Source organism: Phenylobacterium sp. CCH9-H3, assembly GCF_001557235.1.
In the GTDB taxonomy this organism is placed as follows: domain Bacteria; phylum Pseudomonadota; class Alphaproteobacteria; order Caulobacterales; family Caulobacteraceae; genus Phenylobacterium.
Genome location: NZ_LSJI01000196.1, coordinates 1 through 1,023, shown reverse-complemented (window position 1 = coordinate 1,023; position 1,023 = coordinate 1). Strand labels below are relative to the sequence as shown.

1 protein-coding gene is annotated in these 1,023 nt (G+C 70.0%); it reads left to right on the top strand.

Going from position 1 to position 1,023, the window contains the following annotated elements:
- Window positions 1-783 (top strand): LVIVD repeat-containing protein (locus AX721_RS17595; RefSeq protein ID WP_231754734.1); only part of this gene is annotated, 783 nt, incomplete at its 5' end.
- Between the last annotated feature and the right edge of the window lie 240 nt (window positions 784-1,023).

The following is a 1,023-nucleotide window of genomic DNA, read 5'->3' as shown; positions in this document are numbered from 1 at the left end:
GTGCTGAACGGCGCCCGCCACATCACCCTGGGCGGCCACTACGCCTATATCGCCGCCGACGCGGGCCTGGTGGTCGTGGACCTGAACGATCCGCTGAAGCCGCGGCACGTGACCACCGTGGCCTTGCCCGACGTGCGCGGCTCGGCCCTGCAGTTCCGCTACCTCTGGGTGACCACCGCCCGGGGCCTGGACGTGCTGGACGTCACCAAGCTGGACCAGCCCGAGCTGGTGGAAGGGGCGACCGTGCCGCTGGTGGACGCCCGCCGCGTCTATGTGGCCCGCACCTTCGCTTATGTGGCGGCCAAGAAGGACGGCCTGGTCATCGTGGACGTGAAGAACCCCGAGCGGCCGCGCCTCTACCAGAAGTTCGACGCCGGCGGCGCGCTGAACGACGCCGAGGACGTGGTGGTCGCCTCCACCAACGCCTCGCTGTTCGCCTACGTCGCCGACGGGCGGAACGGCATGAAGGTGCTGCAGCTGATCAGCCCCTCCAGCCAGCCCAATTTCTATGGCTTCTCGCCACCCCCGAAGCCCGAGCTGATCGCCTGGGCCCGCACGCCGTCGCCGGCGCTGGCCCTCTCCAAGGGCCTGGACCGCGACCGCGCCGTGGACGAGACCGGCGGCCAGATGGCCATCTTCGGCCGCCTGGGCTCAAGGCCATTCACCCGGCCCGAGATGGAACGCTTCTTCACTGACCAGTGGGGCCGCCCATACCGGGTGACGGACGAGGTGGACATGGCCGGGTGGGTCGGGCCGCGGGGGACGGCGCAGGCGGACCGGTAGGGACCCTGGCGCCCGGTGGCGGCGCGACTCGTTGGCGTTCACGTGGACGGGTGAATGGCGCGGCGGCCGAGGTCCTGTTGCAGCGAGTGGGCTTCCGACCGGATTAGACCCCTTGCGGACATTGGGGCGCTCCGCGCAAGTAATGCACGATGATCCCGGCCGGTTACCTCCTGAAACGTGTCGTAGCGCCGCCTGAGTACCTGGCCGACGCGCAGCTCACAGAGGTCTGCAGCGTCGCCG